Source organism: Neptunomonas japonica DSM 18939 (assembly GCF_000422765.1).
Taxonomy (GTDB): Bacteria; Pseudomonadota; Gammaproteobacteria; order Pseudomonadales; family Balneatricaceae; genus Neptunomonas; species Neptunomonas japonica.
On record NZ_AUGR01000002.1, the window covers coordinates 112,205 to 124,960 of the forward strand.

11 protein-coding genes are annotated in these 12,756 nt (G+C 44.2%); 6 read left to right on the forward strand and 5 right to left on the reverse strand.

What is annotated here, in order from left to right; genetic code table 11:
• The first annotated feature begins 227 nt into the window (after positions 1–227).
• Entirely contained in the window at positions 228–1,277 is a 1,050-nt protein-coding gene (gene rsgA / locus G511_RS0102595; protein ID WP_028468243.1) for a ribosome small subunit-dependent GTPase A, read from the forward strand.
• 98 nt (positions 1,278–1,375) lie between these two features.
• Here the strand turns inward: rsgA and lysA are convergent, their stop codons facing one another.
• Positions 1,376–2,635, reverse strand: a complete 1,260-nt coding sequence (lysA, locus tag G511_RS0102600) for a diaminopimelate decarboxylase (protein ID WP_051221457.1) — start codon at positions 2,633–2,635, stop codon at positions 1,376–1,378.
• A gap of 207 nt (positions 2,636–2,842) precedes the next feature.
• On the opposite strand from lysA, the gene G511_RS0102605 reads away from it, so the two are divergent.
• On the forward strand, positions 2,843–3,262 hold the full coding sequence (locus tag G511_RS0102605) for an Lrp/AsnC family transcriptional regulator (RefSeq protein ID WP_028468245.1): 420 nt from the start codon (positions 2,843–2,845) through the stop codon (positions 3,260–3,262).
• 217 nt (positions 3,263–3,479) lie between these two features.
• On the opposite strand, the gene G511_RS0102610 is transcribed toward G511_RS0102605, so the two are convergent.
• Positions 3,480–3,770, reverse strand: a complete 291-nt coding sequence (locus G511_RS0102610) for a hypothetical protein (RefSeq protein WP_028468246.1) — start codon at positions 3,768–3,770, stop codon at positions 3,480–3,482.
• Between the two features lie 304 nt (positions 3,771–4,074).
• Here G511_RS0102610 and G511_RS0102615 point away from each other — a divergent pair, with 304 nt between their 5' ends.
• Positions 4,075–5,544 (forward strand): SLC13 family permease, encoded by a 1,470-nt coding sequence (locus G511_RS0102615; RefSeq protein ID WP_084628986.1) that lies wholly within the window; start codon positions 4,075–4,077, stop codon positions 5,542–5,544.
• Between the two features lie 55 nt (positions 5,545–5,599).
• The gene (locus tag G511_RS0102620; protein WP_028468248.1) at positions 5,600–6,484 is read left to right on the forward strand and encodes a LysR family transcriptional regulator; all 885 of its coding nucleotides are present in this window, start codon (positions 5,600–5,602) and stop codon (positions 6,482–6,484) included.
• Positions 6,485–6,549: 65 nt separating this feature from the next.
• On the opposite strand, the gene G511_RS0102625 is transcribed toward G511_RS0102620, so the two are convergent.
• Positions 6,550–7,479 (reverse strand): AraC family transcriptional regulator, encoded by a 930-nt coding sequence (locus G511_RS0102625; protein ID WP_051221459.1) that lies wholly within the window; start codon positions 7,477–7,479, stop codon positions 6,550–6,552.
• Between the two features lie 146 nt (positions 7,480–7,625).
• Here G511_RS0102625 and G511_RS21600 point away from each other — a divergent pair, with 146 nt between their 5' ends.
• Positions 7,626–8,525: a DMT family transporter gene (locus G511_RS21600; protein WP_051221461.1), complete on the forward strand. Its 900-nt coding sequence runs from the start codon at positions 7,626–7,628 to the stop codon at positions 8,523–8,525.
• 90 nt (positions 8,526–8,615) lie between these two features.
• On the opposite strand, the gene glyS is transcribed toward G511_RS21600, so the two are convergent.
• Together glyS and glyQ are read right to left on the reverse strand one after the other, a co-directional pair.
• Complete coding sequence (gene glyS, locus G511_RS0102635; RefSeq protein ID WP_028468250.1) at positions 8,616–10,667, reverse strand: glycine--tRNA ligase subunit beta; 2,052 nt, start codon at positions 10,665–10,667, stop codon at positions 8,616–8,618.
• Positions 10,667–11,632 (reverse strand): glycine--tRNA ligase subunit alpha, encoded by a 966-nt coding sequence (gene glyQ / locus G511_RS0102640; protein ID WP_028468251.1) that lies wholly within the window; start codon positions 11,630–11,632, stop codon positions 10,667–10,669. The genes glyS and glyQ overlap by 1 nt, the downstream gene beginning before the upstream one ends.
• Positions 11,633–11,857: 225 nt before the next feature.
• Between glyQ and G511_RS0102645 the strand changes: the two genes are divergently transcribed.
• Positions 11,858–12,754, forward strand: a complete 897-nt coding sequence (locus G511_RS0102645) for a lysophospholipid acyltransferase family protein (RefSeq protein ID WP_028468252.1) — start codon at positions 11,858–11,860, stop codon at positions 12,752–12,754.
• The last annotated feature ends 2 nt before the right edge of the window (positions 12,755–12,756 follow it).

Here is a 12,756-nt window from a genome sequence, read left to right on the forward strand (position 1 = left end):
CGCTTGTACTGCTAGTTTTTAGTACTTGACCAGTAACGTTAAACTGTTAAGTTAGTGGTGTTTTATAACTAATTCCGCACTGGAGGGTATTCATGTTTGTAGTCAACACCTTCCGGGCAGTCGTCTGATCTCACGTAACACCTGATTTCTCTGCCCGGTTTCTAAGCCGGGGCTTACCAGCCCCTGATGAAACGTTTCTATGATGCTTTTATGCGTCAGGGCTTACTATGACTACAAATTACTCTTTATCCCAATTGGGTTGGACTTCTTTTTTTCAGCAACAGCTTTCTCTCGAGGAGTGGGATGTTTTTATTCCTTCACGCGTTGTAGCGCAGCACCGTTCTTACCTCGAACTGATTAATCTACACGGAAAGCAAAGGTTACCACTTGCCAGTGATATGCCGCTTCTTACTGTAGGTGATTGGCTTTTACTTGATGGAAAAGGCCGCTTTCATCGGGCGTTAAATCGGTTGTCGTTTTTCTCGCGCAAAGCACCGGGTAGCAAGTTGGTATCCCAATCTATAGCTGCAAATGTTGATACAGTTTTTGTTACGTGCTCACTCAATAGCAATTTCAGCCTGAACCGTATCGAGCGGTATTTGTCTCTTGTGAAAGACGCTGGTGCAGACGCTGTTGTGGTACTGACCAAAGCGGACCACTGTGAAGATGCGATGAGTTATGTTCGCAAGGTTCAGGCACTTGATACTCTATTGGTTGTTGAGGCCGTCAATGCTCTTGATGCTACGAGTATTCAAGGCTTAGATGCTTGGTGCGGTGAAGGAAGAACGATTGCGTTGCTAGGCTCTTCTGGTGTGGGAAAATCAACATTGATCAATACCTTGCTAGGGTATGCAGAACAAGCAACAGGCTTGATTCGTGATGCCGATGATAAAGGTCGGCACACTACCACAGCGCGAACTATGCATTTTATGCCTTGTGGAGGGATTCTTTTAGATTTACCTGGGATGCGAGAGCTACAAATTGCAGACTGCGAACAAGGTGTTAAAGAGACCTTTACTGACATTAGCGACTTAGAAAAGCTATGTCGATTCAGTGATTGTCATCATCAGGACGAGCCGGGTTGCGCAGTTCAAGCGGCTATTGCATCTGGAGAGTTAGAGAGCCGGCGCTTAGCTAGCTTTAACAAACTAATGCAAGAGCAAGCTTTTAATAGTGCCTCGTTGGCTGAAAAGCGCGCTAATGATCGAGCCAAAACTCGCTTTTACCGCTCTGTTTCATCTCATCATGCTAAACAACGTAAAAAAGGATGGTCGTAGGCTTTAATTCTTGGGCTTAAACCTCAGCGGCGGCAAGTGCCGTCGCTGTTTTATGTATCGCTGAGAGCGTTTAAGAGCGTTTAAGAGCGGTATAAGGCTTACAGCTCATATTCTATGAGTTGGGCTTGTGTGATCTCTTTACGAATAATCTGCGTTTCAGTACCGCTAACCAGTAGCTCTGGCAGAATACTTCGGCTGTTATAAGTTGAACTCATCACCGACCCATAAGCACCCGTGCAGAGAAAAGCAACGAGCTCGCCTGCTTTCAGTGATTTGCTCAATGGGTAGCTGCGCGCAAAGGTATCAGTGCTTTCGCAGATAGGACCGACAATGTCATAGTGACGTATAGCAGAGTCATTATCAGTATTGGTTGGTACAATGGGGTGTGATGCTTGGTAGAGAGCAGCTCGCATTAAGTCGTTCATAGCTGCATCAAGGATCAGGAATGGGTTGGGCTGTGCTTCTTTGATGTAGCTTATACGTGAAACCAACACTCCCGCGTTTGCTACTAGAGAGCGCCCTGGTTCAACGATAATACGGCCCCTGAAATTGGCTGTAGAACGAGCAATTTCTTGAGCAACTGACACTAAATCTAAGTTCGCTCCATCCCCATAATCCACACCAAAACCTCCCCCTAGGTCTAGGCTGTTAATAGAAAAGCCCGCTTCTTCGAGTTTTGTTGCCAAAGCCATCAATTTCTCAATCGCTTGGCGGTAAGGAGTAACGCTTTGGATTTGTGACCCTATATGCATTGCTAACCCACTCAGCTTTATCCAAGGGTGGTCTGCATAGCACTGATAGAGAGATAAGGCTTGTTCGATCGTGATGCCGAATTTATTCCCTTTGCGCCCTGTTGTGATATTTTTATGAGTATCGACTGCTACATCAGGGTTAACACGAAGAGCCGCGTTAATTGATCTAGCGTGTTGTGTTGCCAGCGTAGCGAGTAGCTCTAGCTCTTCTACCGACTCCACATTAAATTGACCAACACCCGCATTAATAGCCAGCGTGAGTTCGACCGTCGTTTTACCTACTCCTGAAAATATCATTGATTTTTCGGGTATGCCAGCTGCTTGAGCGCGCAGTAGTTCTCCACTAGATACGAGGTCAACACCTAATCCTTGGTCGGCTATTAGCCTTAAAATACTTAGATTGCTGTTCGCTTTCATCGCATAGTGAATATCCATGCCATGAGGCTTGAACGCTGCTTGACAATGATGAATATTGGATAACAGCTGGGCTTTAGAGTAGCAATAAAAAGGTGTAGTAGTTTTTGCCGCAATCGACTCGATACTACATGCTTCGATGTGTAACTGGTCTTGGGTATAGAGAATGTGTTCAGTGAGTGGCAATGTCATTATGAAGACCTATATGATGATAAAAGACGTCGTCTGTGTGTTTATAAGCTTACGAAAATAGGCTTGTAACCTCTGCTGCTAAATGCGTTGAATTTGCTGTTAAAGTGACGTTATTTCAGTAAGATTGCCGTGAATAAGAGCAGTTTATCGGTAGAGGTGATTTGTGTTATTTATCTGTGAAAATATAAAAGTAATGAGAGAGCTGTAATGGATAAATTTGACAGCGCCATTCTTGACCTTCTTGCGCAAAATGCCCGACAGCCATTGGCTGCAATAGGTGAATCTATTGGTCTATCACGTACGGCGGTTAATGACCGTATCCGTAAACTTGAAAGCCAAGGAGTGATCTGTCGTTACACCATTGAGAGAGGAGATATACAGGAGCAGCAAAGCGTATGTGCTTATTTTGAGTTGACGTTTAGGCCTTTCGACCTGCCTGCAGTGAAACAGAGCATAAAAGCGATTGTGGAAGTTCGCCAAGCACATGCCTTGAGTGGAGCAACGGATGTATTAGTGTTTGTAGAGGCTCGATCAATGGAGCGCTTGACTCATGTACGCCAACAGCTAGCAGAGTTACCGCAATTAGAGAAAATTGTTACTTCAACAGCGCTAGAGCAATTAGTCTGAAATGCAAACACTGCTACTGGCTCAGTATTCTATTTAACAGTATTTAGATAAGAACTACTCGGGCAGTCTGTTATCTGTCTGAATGGCAGGATTACCGTAGTGCTTTGGCTGCAACGTTATCCCGACAGATAATACATGCCAATAGTAATGTAAAGTTTTTATATAGTTGTTGGAATGTTTAAGGGAGGTCGTGCCTCCCTTATGCAATATCACAATATTATAGTTGGGCTTCAGTGGATCCAGTGGGAGCGACTAAACCTGTCAGCGCAACTGTCGTGCTATAAGCGTTAACTAGGTTGTTATTACCATTACCCAAATGGGCTTGTACAGAAGCACCTAAGTCAGATAGTGGGCTACCAACAGATGCAAAACCTTGGGCAGTTGCCACATGGCCCGTAGCTAGGTTAGCTTCAACAGACTGAGCAGAAAAATTATTTAAACCACCGGCGAATGCCTGAGAAGTTAAAAGAGCAGAAGAAAGAAGAGCTGTAGTTAGTAAAGTTTTCATGGTCATTTCCTTAAAGTAGTTCAGCGTGTTTCGCTGTTGATGGTGCTACTTTAAAACCAGCAGCTGAAACCAAACTGAAATAGGAAAACTTTTTACTTTTTACTTTTTAAGTAAAGCTTATATATTTCTTGATTCATCAATACCGACACCTTGCCGTCACTCATGCTAGCAACGCTCGTATACAAGTAATTATCTACCTCAATTTTTCTGAGGTAGAACCTCCAGATAAACAATTAGATTAGCCTAGTGCTTAGGTGGCAAAGTTACCCCATTACAGGATAAGTGCCGCAAGCAAGGTTTATTTATGACAAAACAAACATCCCCTTCGAATAGCCCATTGGCAGAAAATATTGTCGAAACCAATAGTTCATCAATACTGAAGAATAGACTCTTACAGATACTCAATAATCGTATATGGCACATTTTTATTATCGTAGTTGCTGCTATATGTGCTGCAGGGACCGCGGTACAGTTTGTCTCTATCGATATGGCTGTTGTCGCTGGGCTAACGGTATTTTGTATTGGCTTATGGGCCACGGCTGCCGTTCCTGAGTATTGGCCAGCGCTGGCGTTTTTTCTCGTTGCTGTGGTCTTTGAAATAGCACCTGCAGAGGTTGTGTTCTCAGGCTTTCACTCATCAACTTTTTGGCTGTTATTTAGCGGTATGGTTATTGGTGTAGCTATACGCCATACAGGAATTGGTAAACGTGCAGCGGGCCTTTTGTCACGCATGTTAGGGTTGCGCTATAGCCGTGTTATTTTAGGTATTGTTGTCTTTAGCGTCTTACTTGCTTTTGTGATGCCCTCTTCGATGGGACGTATTGTTTTATTGATTCCTATTATTATTGCTCTTGCGGATCATATGGAATACAGCTCAACCTCTAATGGGCGCATAGGAATGCTTACGGCGGCGGCTTTCGGTACATGGTTACCCGCGTTCGCTATTTTACCTTCCAATGCACCTAATATGATTTTGGCTGGAATGGCAGAAAATCTATATGCATACGACGTTTCTTATTGGAGCTATTTGCTGCTGCACTTTCCTGTATTAGGTCTTATTAAAGCGGGCTGCTTGGTTTTACTCATTGTTTGGATGTTTCCAGACAGAGACCCTGTCCATAAAGAGTTATATAAAGACGATAACGTCGCAATGAACTCTACGCAATGGCACTTAGTTGCCTTGCTGGGTGTGTGTCTTGCCTTTTGGCTCTGTGATGGTATTCATCATATTTCCCCTGGGTGGGTAGGCTTAGCCGCTGCACTTTATTGCCTTTGGCCGTATTCTAACCTGACCTCAAAAAACTGCTTAGATAAAGATATAAAGTATGGGTCACTTTTTTTTGTCGCGGGCATTATGGGCTTAGGTGCGGTTATTTCTTCAACTGGCTTGGGTGAAGTAATGGTACAAAGTTTGAGTGGGTTCGCTGGCTTTTCAAGCGAGCGACCGTTGTGGAATGTTATCGCGTTGACGGTAATCTCTACATTGGTTGCATTGTTGGCAAGTTTACCGAGTGTGCCCGCGGTTATGAGTCCTATTAGTGATAACTTGGCGAGCATTACAGGTTTACCTTTGGGCACAGTACTCATGACACAGGTCTTAGCCTTTTCCAACGTGTTTTTGCCCTATCAGTCTCCACCCTTAATTATGGCTATGCAGCTGGGTAACCTACCGTTGGGTGCAATGAGCAAGTTGTGCATAGCATTGTTCGTCTGTAGCACGCTAATATTGATTCCACTAGACATATTGTGGTGGCACTTTCTAGACGTGTTTTAAGAGGCTCTTCTTTTTTATTGATAGATCATAGTAAGAACTTTCTGGTAGGAACTAAATGGAAATTCATCAACTAAAAACACTAGTGACTGTTGCGCGAGAAGGGAGTATCACTCGCGCAGCTGAACGGCTTTATTTAAGTCAACCTGCGGTGAGTGCACATATAAAAGCCATTGAAGAAACACTGGGTCTTACCTTGTTTGAGCGTACTCCTAAAGGAATGAGTTTGACTAGCGACGGTAAGCGGTTACTTGCAAAAGCAGAGCACACCTTATTAGTGCATCGAGAGTTTATTGAGGAAGCCGCCAGTATTAAAGAGAGTGTTTCTGGGAAGTTGCATATTGGTGCTGGTGGTAACGAGAGTACAGAAATACTAGGTCAGCTGCTTATGCGCCTTTCTGATAGCTATCCCCAGCTAGAGGTAGTTGTTCATCAATATGCAACTTCGCTCGATATTCTTAACGGTATCCGTGATGCGCATTTAGATGCGGGTTTCTACAGTGAAGTGGGAGAATCCGATGCAATGTTTACTACGGTAGAGGTTTCTCGCTTTGGTATTTTTTTAGCGGCGCCTTTAGGGCTGGTGGCTATTGAGCAGCCCCTAGACTGGTCTGTGCTCGCAGAGTTGCCTTGGATATGTCCTACGTCTAGTACTTGCTGTGGGCGTGCAGCAGAGCGTCTATTTCAGGAACATTCGATACAGCCTAAGCAAGTTATCAGTATTGATGGTGAAAGCGTTACACGCACCTTGATTGCGGGTGGTGTTGGTATCGGCCTCTTACATGCTAATGCAGCTAAGGATGCACTCACTAATGGTGATGTGGAATTGCTGTGTGAGGTGCAAAGTACGGTTAGAGTACTATTTGCACACCTTTCTAGACGTAACCAAGACCCTTTACTAAACGCGGTAAGTTCTCTGTTAGGTGAGGCACTTGCTCTGTGAACACCCCCGCAGATGGATAGTTTTTCTTGTTGTAGTTCGTCTTATCTACCCGGCATTACTATGAGTCACTCGCGTATTAGTTTGCGATATTGAGCGGGGGTTATACCAACATACTGCCTGAAGGTACGCCCAAAATGGCTTTGGTTACTGAAGCCACATTGTAGTCCTATAGCGCTTAAGGATGTCAGCTCCTCTTCATGCTGTGAACTGGCTAGTAGCTCTTTAGCATGGTCAATTCTTAGTTGGGTAAGGTATTGGTGTGGAGTACATGCCATGCTCGTTCGGAACATTCGATTAAAATGAAAGGGGCTCAGCTGTGCTACGCCAGCAAGATCTTCTAATGATACGGCCTCTCCTAATCTGCTGTGAAGGTATTCAATAACACGATTACGCACAGCTGTTGTTAAACCCCCACGAAATAACTCAGGTGCAGTGCCAAGGCGTATATGCTGTTTAAGCAGATGCAGCATTATTGCTTCGCTGCCCTGTTGCAAAGCTAGGAAGTCACTACTGTCTTGCCAATGCAGTGGCAAGACTTCGTTATGCAGTATTTGTACTAACTGCGGATCATTTACATAGGTTAAGTCAGGCAATTCTATACAGCGTGGATCTAGGTCGAAAGCCGTGATGGCTAGCTTTCGAATAGCATCGTCACTGAAGTACAGATGTATGAATTCAAGATGGCTTTCTATCTCCCATTTTGAATCATGCCCAACCGGGAAAAGACAAACACTGCCTGGTTCCCCTCTGAGTTGCGGTAGATCGCATCGACGGACCTGCGTGCCTCCACCTTGAAGATAAATACTCAGTGTATGGTGACTAAGGTTTTGGTAGGTCACACGATCCCAGTCGTTAGCCCAATGGGCAAAGCTAAGACCTCCAGGTAGTTCACAGATATTTCTTTGTACAGCATTTGAGGCCGCTAGTGTGTCATCCACCCTACTGGATGGCTGCTTACAGGGGCTATGTTCTCGTGCGGTAATTAGCTGCGTCATGGTTTTAGTCTATCACCAGTGTTTGACAGGGTGTTTGTTAATTGATGTGTTGCTACCAGCTAACCGCAAGATAAGAACAAAATAGCAAGATCATGATATCTGCTCCTAGGAATAAGTCTTAGCATGCTAGGTCTTAGGAGAAAGCCATGAATGCATTTTTATATTTAAACACGGTATTAATTTGGGGTACGACGTGGATAGCCATCCATTGGCAGGCAGGTGAGGTGCCTGTTCTCGCATCAGTATTTTATCGCTTTGCTATTGCGGGTGTAGTGCTGCTGCCGTTGCTCTACTTGTTCCGACGTGTACAAACCACAACGCGAGCGGATCACGGCTTTATGCTGCTGCAAGGTGTATGTTTGTTCTCAATGAATTTCGTATGTTTTTACACAGCAAGTCATACTATTGCTAGTGGGCTGTTGTCAGTTATTTTCTCTGCTGCCACCTTATTCAACGCAATGAATAGTCGATTGTTTTGGGGAGAGCGCCCCTCTTCTGAAGTTTTTTTCGCAGGAATTTTAGGCGTGTTTGGGCTTTGCTTAATGTTTTGGCCTGAGCTTAGCCGTAACGGTTTTGAGCTATCTGATTTAAAAGGAATTGGTTTGGGGCTATTGGGTACATACCTTTTCTCATTAGGAAATATGATTTCCTTGAGGCACAGCAAACAAGGGCTGAAGCCGTTAACAAGCAATGGTTATGCAATGATCTATGGTGCACTCTTTCTTGCAGGCTTGATATGGATTACTGGTACGCCTTTGATATGGGATTCGAGTTCTCGTTATGTCGGGAGTCTGCTGTATTTGGCTATTATTGGGACGGTTATAGGCTTTACTGCTTACTTGTCTTTAGTTGGTCGTATTGGCGCTAACAAAGCAGCCTATGCGACTGTAATGTTTCCTGTTGTCGCGCTTAGCCTTTCGACCGTTTTTGAAGGTTATGTGTGGAGCCTTAGCAGCGTGGTTGGCTTGTTATTGGTTTTGTTAGGCAATGGTTTAATATTGGGTGTTCGTTTACCTGGACGTGGCTTTTTAAATAAAAGTGCTTAAGCCTAATGTTTCACGTGAAACATTGTAATAGCAGGCAATAAAAAAACCGGCCTAAGCCGGTTTTTTTATATACAGTAAAATAAGTATTGTTTAGCTGTTCAGCAACGAAATATCTGCAGTACGTAAGAACAAAGCACGAAGCTTGGCAAGAATCGCTATACGATTATTGCGAACCTTAATGTCTTCATCCATAACCATTACAGCATCGAAGAACGCATCAACATCAGTCTGGAGTGTAGCTAACTCAGCAAGTGCCTTGGTATAGTCACCGGCTTCGAAAAGTGGCTGTATACGGCTTTGCAATGCATCAACACTGTTGTTTAGAGCAACTTCTTCAGCTTGGTTAAGTAGTGGTGCTTCGACAGAAGCTGATTCGCTGGTTTTATTTTTGGCAAGAATGTTAGAAACACGTTTATTCGCAGCAGCCAGTGATGCGGCTTGTGGCAATGCCTTAAAGTTATTTACAGCGTTAACACGCTTATCAAAGTCTAAAGGTTGTGTTGGACGAACAGCAACAACGGCAAGGTAGCTATCAATAGAAACCCCTTTGTCTTCATACCATGCGCGTAGTCGCTCCAGCATAAAGTCTGTTACCTGCTTCGTTGCAGTATCTGCAGCGGGTAAATCTTTATGCAAAGAAACCGCTTTAGCAACAACGTCTGTTAGGTCGAGGTTTAATTCGCGTTCAATGATAATGCGAAGGATACCTAATGAAGCACGACGAAGTGCGAATGGGTCTTTAGAGCCTGTAGGTGGCTGCTTGATACCAAACAAGCCAGTCAGTGTATCTAAACGATCCGCCAAGGCAACAGCAATACCGGCATTGCTTGCAGGCAGTTCGTCCCCAGCAAATTTTGGAAGATATTGCTCGTTGATAGCTGTAGCCACTTCGTTAGCTTCACCATCATTCAATGCATAGTGATAACCCATGAGGCCTTGGAGGTCTGTGAATTCGAATACCATGTCACTAAGTAAGTCACCTTTTGAAAGGTACCCTGCTCTTTTAGCATTATCTACATCAGTGTTCAGAAGCTCTGCTATATAGCCTGCCAACTCAGAAATGCGCTTGGCTTTATCAAGTACAGTGCCTAATTGGTTTTGAAAAACTACGCTAGATAGCTTTTCCACTCGTGACTCAAGTGTAGTCTTCTTATCTGTCTCAAAGAAGAATGCAGCATCAGCTAAGCGAGGACGAATAACTTTTTCGTTACCTGCGATAACCTGTTGAGGGTCTTTAGATTCAATGTTGGCAACAGTAATGAAGTAAGGCATCAGGCTGCCTTCACTGTCTACTGCATGAAAGTACTTCTGGTTTTCTTTCATGGATAGAATGAGTGCTTCAGGAGGAACATCAAGAAAGCGCTCTTCAAAGCGGCCAGTAAGTGCGACTGGCCACTCATTTAGGGCAGTAACTTCATCAAGCAGTTCAGGGTCGATTTCTGCTGTGCCACCAATATCGCTGCCTGCTTTAATGATCTGAGCTTCAATTTTAGCGCGGCGTTTTGCAAAATCAGTAATGACATAGCCTGGTGAAAGTAGTTTTTCTTCATACTCGGAGGCTGCCATCAACTCAATTTCTTGGTTGTAATGGAAGCGATGGCCGCGTGTTTTGCGTCCTGAAGTCACACCCAAAATTTCAGCTGGAACTACTTCATCTCCAAATAGTATTACTAACCATTTAGATGGTCTTACGAACTCAATGCGGCTCGCACCCCAGCGCATGCGCTTTGGAATGGGTAGTGCATTAATTGAATCTTGTATAAAGCTAGGCAGCAACGAAATGGTATCGCTACCCTTTTCTGTTGCGCGAAATACAAAGTAATCACCTTTGTTAGTTTCAAGCACTTCGAGCTCGCTAGCCGAAATACCACAAGAGCGAGCAAAGCCATCTATGGCTTGCTGCGGTGCTTTACAAGATGGGCCGCGTTTCTCAACAGCGGTATCGGGTTGTTCGCTGCTCAATGCAGAAATTTTAACGGCTAAGCGGCGCGGAGCTGCAAATGAACTGACTTCTCCAAAGCTAATATTGGCTTTAGTCAGGGCATCGGTAATGCCTTTGGTAAAGGCATTAGATAGGTTATTGAGGGCCTTCGGTGGCAACTCTTCAGTACCGAGTTCTACCAGGAAATCACGTGCTGTCATTACTTATCCTCCTGATGAGCTGCTAATATTTCGTTGCGTAATGCTTCAGGCGCCAGCGGGAAGCCAAGCTCTTTACGCGTGTTATAGTAGCCTTGTGCAACACCGCGGGCTAAGGTTCTAACGCGTAATATATAGCGCTGTCGTTCTGTCACCGAAATGGCATGGCGAGCATCAAGCAGGTTAAATGTATGAGAAGCTTTTAGAACTTGCTCGTAAGCTGGTAGTGGCAAATTGACTTCAAGAAGCTTGTTACATTCTGCTTCGTAGTGATCAAAATTCTCAAAAAGTTTTGGCACATCGGCGTGTTCAAAGTTGTAAGTAGATTGCTCTACTTCGTTTTGGTGGAATACATCGCCATAGGTCACTACGCTGCCGTCCGGGCTTTTTGCCCAAATGAGATCATATACGCTATCGACGTTTTGCAAATACATAGCAATACGTTCAAGGCCATAAGTGATCTCACCTGTAACGGGGTAGCATTCTAATCCGCCGGCTTGTTGAAAGTATGTGAATTGCGATACTTCCATTCCGTTAAGCCAGATTTCCCAGCCTAAACCCCAAGCACCTAATGTCGGTGATTCCCAGTTATCTTCTACAAAGCGCACATCATGGACCAGTGGGTCAACACCAACACGTTGTAGTGATTCCAAATACAGCTCTTGGATATTATCTGGTGAAGGCTTCAGTGCAACTTGGAATTGATAATAATGTTGCAGGCGGTTTGGGTTCTCACCATAGCGGCCGTCTGTTGGGCGTCGGCTTGGTTGAACATAGGCTGAGCGCCATGTCTCTGGCCCTATTGCACGCAAGAATGTAGCAGGATGGAATGTCCCCGCACCCACTTCCATATCCAGAGGCTGAATGATAACGCAGCCCTGTTCAGCCCAATAGGTTTGGAGTGCCAGGATCAATCCCTGGAACGTACTTACATCCGGAGTCACATTGTCCGTCACGGAAACCACCATTTTGAAATAGAGTGAAAAATTTAGCGCTAAATTATACACCATTGGCTTTGTTTTTCCTTTTCAAAACGCAGCACAACGGGCCGAAATCATCTAAGTGGGTGGTATCCTGTTAAATGTGAGCTCAGCTAATTGTAGTAATTAGTACAAATTAATTATGAATATCTGTTTTATTAATTTTTTTGAGCAGGATTATATATAATGTCATTTTTGTTTTGAGGGCGTGCGATGAAGCACTTGAAAGCTATTCTCGCTATTGTAGTATTAGGGTTGATGTCATTACTTCCATTAAAGTGGGCTCAGTCGTTAGGTGCTTTTATTGGTAAGCGATCATCAAAAAATCATGGCTCAAACTTGTATCGTATTACTAAGATTAATGTTGATCTGTGTTTTCCTGAGCTGTCTCCCGAACAAAAAAAGAAGCTTATTACTACCAGCCTTATAGAAACTGGTAAGACATTTTCAGAGATGGGTATGTCTTGGTTATGGCCTCCCGCGCGCTCTCTTAAAACTATTAAGCAAGTAAATAATGAGTCACTCGTTGAAGAGAGCTTGTCACATGGTAAGGGCGTTATCCTGATTGCTCCTCATCTTGGTAACTGGGAAATTCTCAATTTATATTTGTCTGGTCGTTATACTTTTACGGCTATGTATCGTCCTCCAAAACTAAAATTGATGGACGATATGATTAAAAAGATGCGGGCACGCTTAGGTACAAAGCTTGCTGCTGCTGATGCTTCAGGTGTCAGGATTGTTATGAAGGCACTTAAGCGAGGTGAGATGGTTGGAATACTGCCCGATCAAGAGCCAGCTATTGGTGGTGAGTACGCTTCTTTTTTTGGTAATTCTGCTTACACTATGAAGCTGCTACCACAACTCGCCAAACAAACGGGGGCTAAGGTTATCTGTGGTTATGCCGAGCGTTTGGGAAATGGTGAAGGCTTTAATCTTCATTTCATTGAAGCAGACCCTTCTATCTACGAGAAAGACCTGTCAGTAGCAATTGACGGGATGAATCGCTCAGTAGAGCGCTGTGTTAGAGCGCTTCCTGAGCAGTATCAGTGGGAATATAAGCGTTTTGATCATCAGCCTGAAGGTGTATTAAGGCCCTATCGGAAGCACTGAGA

What these genes read in the sequence shown, in the direction of transcription:
- rsgA (WP_028468243.1), top strand. Translation starts at nt 228, where the DNA reads ATGACTACAAATTACTCTTTATCCCAATTGGGTTGGACTTCTTTTTTT.
- lysA (WP_051221457.1), bottom strand. Translation starts at nt 2,635, where the DNA reads ATGACATTGCCACTCACTGAACACATTCTCTATACCCAAGACCAGTTA.
- G511_RS0102605 (WP_028468245.1), top strand. Translation starts at nt 2,843, where the DNA reads ATGGATAAATTTGACAGCGCCATTCTTGACCTTCTTGCGCAAAATGCC.
- G511_RS0102610 (WP_028468246.1), bottom strand. Translation starts at nt 3,770, where the DNA reads ATGAAAACTTTACTAACTACAGCTCTTCTTTCTTCTGCTCTTTTAACT.
- G511_RS0102615 (WP_084628986.1), top strand. Translation starts at nt 4,075, where the DNA reads ATGACAAAACAAACATCCCCTTCGAATAGCCCATTGGCAGAAAATATT.
- G511_RS0102620 (WP_028468248.1), top strand. Translation starts at nt 5,600, where the DNA reads ATGGAAATTCATCAACTAAAAACACTAGTGACTGTTGCGCGAGAAGGG.
- G511_RS0102625 (WP_051221459.1), bottom strand. Translation starts at nt 7,479, where the DNA reads ATGACGCAGCTAATTACCGCACGAGAACATAGCCCCTGTAAGCAGCCA.
- G511_RS21600 (WP_051221461.1), top strand. Translation starts at nt 7,626, where the DNA reads ATGAATGCATTTTTATATTTAAACACGGTATTAATTTGGGGTACGACG.
- glyS (WP_028468250.1), bottom strand. Translation starts at nt 10,667, where the DNA reads ATGACAGCACGTGATTTCCTGGTAGAACTCGGTACTGAAGAGTTGCCA.
- glyQ (WP_028468251.1), bottom strand. Translation starts at nt 11,632, where the DNA reads ATGGTGGTTTCCGTGACGGACAATGTGACTCCGGATGTAAGTACGTTC.
- G511_RS0102645 (WP_028468252.1), top strand. Translation starts at nt 11,858, where the DNA reads ATGAAGCACTTGAAAGCTATTCTCGCTATTGTAGTATTAGGGTTGATG.